Source organism: uncultured Thermus sp., assembly GCF_938010445.1.
GTDB lineage: Bacteria > Deinococcota > Deinococci > Deinococcales > Thermaceae > Thermus > Thermus altitudinis.
On record NZ_CALLUR010000159.1, the window covers coordinates 1 to 3,889 of the forward strand.

At 66.4% G+C, this 3,889-nt stretch carries 5 protein-coding genes; 4 read left to right on the forward strand and 1 reads right to left on the reverse strand.

The genetic code is table 11. The features are described from left to right. The 4 genes from Q0693_RS08815 to Q0693_RS08830 all read left to right on the forward strand — a co-directional run. Positions 1 to 1,694: BamA/TamA family outer membrane protein (locus Q0693_RS08815; protein WP_298630875.1), on the forward strand; the 1,694-nt coding region annotated here is incomplete at its 5' end. 64 nt (positions 1,695 to 1,758) lie between these two features. Then, positions 1,759 to 2,070, forward strand: coding sequence for a nucleotidyltransferase family protein (locus Q0693_RS08820; RefSeq protein WP_298630877.1), 312 nt, complete (start codon positions 1,759 to 1,761; stop codon positions 2,068 to 2,070). Beyond that, positions 2,048 to 2,407: a HepT-like ribonuclease domain-containing protein gene (locus Q0693_RS08825; RefSeq protein ID WP_298630880.1), complete on the forward strand. Its 360-nt coding sequence runs from the start codon at positions 2,048 to 2,050 to the stop codon at positions 2,405 to 2,407. The genes Q0693_RS08820 and Q0693_RS08825 overlap by 23 nt, the downstream gene beginning before the upstream one ends. A 56-nt stretch (positions 2,408 to 2,463) precedes the next feature. Further along, positions 2,464 to 2,772: a DUF503 domain-containing protein gene (locus Q0693_RS08830; protein WP_243029316.1), complete on the forward strand. Its 309-nt coding sequence runs from the start codon at positions 2,464 to 2,466 to the stop codon at positions 2,770 to 2,772. Here Q0693_RS08830 and Q0693_RS08835 read toward each other — a convergent pair. Next, on the reverse strand, positions 2,769 to 3,889 hold a 1,121-nt coding region (locus tag Q0693_RS08835; protein ID WP_298630885.1), incomplete at its 5' end, for a thiolase family protein. The two genes, Q0693_RS08830 and Q0693_RS08835, sit on opposite strands and share 4 nt — an antisense overlap.

The window sequence follows — 3,889 nt, forward strand, 5'->3', positions numbered from 1 at the left end:
GGGATTACCTGCGCTACGACGTCCTCCTGGAGGGGGTGCAGGCCCTTTCCCGAAAGCTTTCCCGGGTGGTGAACTTCAGCCTGGAGCCGGAAAGGGAAGGGGTGGTGGTACGGCTCCAGGCGGGGCCTGAGGGCGGGGCCATAGAACGGGTGGAGATCACCGGCCACACCGCCTTCCCTACGGAAACCCTCTTGGGCCTCCTGCGGCTTGGGCCGGGGGAGGTCTACACCCCCGCCCTGGCCCAGGAGGATGCCAGGCGCCTTGCCGCCTATTACCAAGAAAAGGGGTACGAGGTGGCCGATGTGCGCTACGGCTTCCAGGAAGGGGTCTTCCGCCTCCAGGTGCTGGAGCTCAAGATCGGGGGCTACCGCCTGGAGTGGCAGGGGGAGCACCGCACCCAGGAGGAGGTGATCCTCAGGGAGCTGCCCAAGCCGGGAAGCCTCTTCAGCGTCCCCGCCCTGCGCCAGGCCATCGCCCGCCTCATGGCCACGGGGCTTCTTTCCGAGCCTCCCCGGGTGGGCCTGGCCCCCGGGGAAAAGGAGGACCAGGTGCTGGTGGTCCTCTCCCTGAAGGAGGCCCGCACCGGCCTCTTCCAGCCCGCCTTGGGCTGGAGCTCCTTGGAGGGCTGGTCGGGAAGCGTCTCCTTCAAGGAGACCAACCTCTTCGGCCTGGCCCACCAGGTGGCGGTGGACCTGGCCTTCGTGCAAAACGACGCCCGGGATAACCTCTCCTTCTCCACCAGCTACACCATCCCTTGGCTCTACCTGGACTACCTGGACCTCAAGGAGGTGCGCACCGGCCTCTCCTTTAGCCTCTTCTCCACCCCCATCGGCAACAACAAGCTCCTGGACGGGAGCACCGACACTGGCTGGGAGTACACGGAAAGGCGCACCGGGGGTAGCTTCTCCCTTTCCCGCCCCTTCTCCAAGGACCTGGAGAACCTGCGCCTCTCCTTGGGGCTTTCCCTGAGGCGCTCGGCGTATGCCCTCGAGGTCTTTGACCCCAAGGCCCCCTGTGACCCCGCCATCACCAACCCCGGCGACCCCAAGTACTGCGACGGCACCAACTACAGGGATCTGGGCCAGGCCCAAAGCCTCCTCCCCACCCCCGGCTGGACCCTGAGGCTGGACACCGGCCTCACCTACACCGAGGTGGACAACCCCCGCTTCCGCACCCAGGGCTACGAGGCGGGCCTCAGCACCGGATTGGGCCTCTCCTTCCCCGACACGGGGGGACGGAGCTTCTTCGTGCCCCTGGTGGCCACGGGCAAGACCTACCTGCCCTTGGACGAGGAGCGGCGCCAGGCCCTGGCCTTCCGCCTCTCCGCGGGCACCTTGTTTGGCTTCCCCCCAGAGGGGGAACGGTTCTTCCTCTCGGGAGGTGGGGCCGAGGCCTTCCTCCTGAGGGGCTACGAGGACCGCAAGTACGGGGGGCTTTCCTTCGCCACGGGGAGCGTGGAGTACCGCTACGACTTCCGCCTCTCCCCCCAGGGGGGCACCAACCTCTACGGGATCCTCTTCGCCGACATGGGCCTCGCCGACAACACCGGCGGGGTGAAGTGGGGGGCAGGCCTAGGCTTCCAGCTGGACCTGGACCTCTTCGGGGCCCTTCTCCCCTCCTTGCGCCTGGACTACGCCTTCAGCCCGGAAAGCCCCACGGGAAGGCTCCACTTCCGCATCGGTCCCATGTTCTGAAGGCCTCCACCAAGGTGAGGTCCCGGGCTTTTCCTCTAGGGCGGCGGGCCGCTACCATGGGCTGGTGTCCCCAGAGGTTTTAGGCTCCACCCTCGAGGCCCTTACCCAAGTGTGCCGCCGCTACGGTGTAAGGCGCCTTTGGGTTTTTGGCTCCTTTGCCCGGGGAGAAGCGGATGCGGAAAGCGACCTGGACCTTTTGGTGGAGTTCCAGCCCGGCAAGGTACCGGGCCTGGAGTTCCTGGCCCTGGAAAAGGAGCTTTCCCGTCTCCTGGGCAAGCGGGTAGACCTCCATACACCCCGAAGCCTTAGCCGTTACTTCCGGGAAGAGGTGCTCAAGGAGGCCCGATCCCTCTATGAGGAAACGGAACCTTTCTGACCGAACCCGCCTTCTCCATATGCGGGATGCCGCCCAGAGAATCCAGGAGCTATCCCTCCAGGTAGACCTTGCGGCCTTAGCCCCCGAAGATACCCCCGCCTTGGCCGTGGTGCGCCTCCTGGAAATCCTAGGGGAGGCGGCCAAGGGCCTCTCCCCAGAGTTCCAGGAACGGTACACTCATGTACCTTGGCGCAGCATAGCTGACCTTCGCAACCGGCTTATTCATGAATATTTTGACGTGGACATGGAAATCGTGGCTGCCATCGCCTACAGGGACATACCCGTTCTCATCCGGCATCTGGAAGCCATTTTGGCGGAGGAGGAAAAAGGGTCATAGTTGCGTCCAGGCTCGGCCTAGGGCAAACTATCCTTGACGCCGGCGGCGTTCTCGCCATGAAAGCCTACCTGGGCCTCTACACCGCAAGGCTAGAGACGAAAGCCCGTAGCCTAAAGGAAAAGCGCGCCCTCATCAAGCCTGCCCTGGAGCGGGTCAAGGCCCGCTTTCCCGTGAGTGCCGCCCGGCTTTACGGCCTGGACGCCTGGGGGTTTGAGGTGGTGGGCCTAAGCCTCTTGGGCAACGACCCCGCCTGGGTGGAGGAAACCCTGCGGGAAGCGGCCCGCTTTCTCGCGTACCAAGGAGCCTTCCGGGTGGCCTTGGAGGAGTTCCGCCTCGAGGCCTACGACCTGGACGGCCTGGTCTAGACCAACTCCACCGCCAAGGCCGTGGACCCCCCGGTGCCGTGGCAGATGGCCGCCAGGCCCCTTTGCTCCCCCTTGGCCCTAAGGGCATTCAGCAGGGTAACCAGAATCCTAGCCCCGCTGGCCCCGATGGGATGCCCCAGGGCCACCGCCCCCCCGAAGACGTTAAGGCGCTCATAGGGCACCCCTAGGAGCCGGTGGAAGAGGACGTTATTCAGGGCAAAGGCCTCGTTGTTCTCAAAGAGGCCGAAGTCTCCAAGGCCCATGCCCAGCCGCTCCAGAAGCCGCCGCACCGCGGGAATGGGGGCCTCGGGGAAACGCCAGGCCTCCCCCGCCGCCCAGGCCCCCCCCAGCACCCGGGCCAGGGGCTTGAGGCCATGGGCCTTCACCGCTTCCGCCGAGGCCAGGAGCAGGGCCGCCGCCCCATCGGAGATCTGGCTGGCATTCCCCGCGGTGAGGATGCCATCCTTCCTGAAGGCGGGCCTTAGGGCCGCCAGGGATTCCCGGGTGGTCTCGGGGCGGATGCCCTCGTCCCGGTCCACCACCACCGACCCCCTCTTCCCCGGTAGCTCCATGGGGGCCATCTCCTGGGCAAAAAGGCCCCTTTCCGTGGCCTCCGCCGCCCTTTGGTGGGAGAGGTAGGCGGCCTCGTCCACCTCCTCCCGGGTTACCCCGTAGTCCTGGGCCAGCCTCTCCGCCTGCTCCCCCATGGCCTCCCCGCTGAAGGGGTCCGACAGGCCATCCCGAAGCAGGATGTCCTGCAGGCCCTCCGGCGCCCCCATGAGGAACTTGTACCCCCACCTGGCCCTATGGGAGAGGTAAAACCCCGCCTGGCTCATGGACTCCATGCCCCCCGCCAGCACCAGCTGCGCCTCCCCCGTGCGCAGGAACTGCACGGCGTTCATCACCGCCATCATCCCCGAGGCGCAGACCATGTCCACCTGGTACCCGTCCACCTCCTTGGGGATGCCGGCCCTAAGGGCCGCCTGCCGGGGCAGGAGCTGCCCATGCCCGGCTCTCAGCACATTGCCGAACACGTAGAGGTCCAAGGCCTTCCCCTCCACCCCCGCCCGGTCCAGGGCCGCCCGCATGGCATGGGCCCCTAGCTCCACCGGGCTCA

What these genes read in the sequence shown, in the direction of transcription:
- Q0693_RS08825 (WP_298630880.1), top strand. Translation starts at nt 2,048, where the DNA reads ATGAGGAAACGGAACCTTTCTGACCGAACCCGCCTTCTCCATATGCGG.
- Q0693_RS08830 (WP_243029316.1), top strand. Translation starts at nt 2,464, where the DNA reads ATGAAAGCCTACCTGGGCCTCTACACCGCAAGGCTAGAGACGAAAGCC.